Below are 259 nucleotides of genomic sequence, written 5' to 3'. Positions count from 1 at the left end.
CTCTACTTACCAGTCCGGGCAGCTTTCTCTGTCTGGAGCCTACTCGCACATGGAAAAGCGAGGCTCTCGGTATCTGCGCTACGCGCTTTACAACGCCACCAAATATGTCTGCCTTTGGGATCCTGTCTTTGCCGCTTACCTTGCTAAGAAGCGGACTGAGGGCAAGCACTACAATGTTGCGCTCTCTCATGCGGCAAAGAAATTGGTGCGTCTAATTTACGCGATGGAGAAATCCAGACAGTCATATCGTAACGCTGCG

At 51.7% G+C, this 259-nt stretch carries 1 pseudogene; it reads left to right on the top strand.

Going from position 1 to position 259, the window contains the following annotated elements:
• Nucleotides 1-49 precede the first annotated feature (49 nt).
• A pseudogene (locus tag ABFY71_RS18955) lies at nucleotides 50-259 on the top strand (IS110 family transposase); the annotation flags it as partial.

This window comes from Devosia alba, from assembly GCF_039938915.1.
Classification (GTDB): domain Bacteria; phylum Pseudomonadota; class Alphaproteobacteria; order Rhizobiales; family Devosiaceae; genus Devosia; species Devosia alba.
Note: the sequence above shows the minus strand (reverse complement) of the source record. Positions and strands in the feature narration are given on the sequence as shown.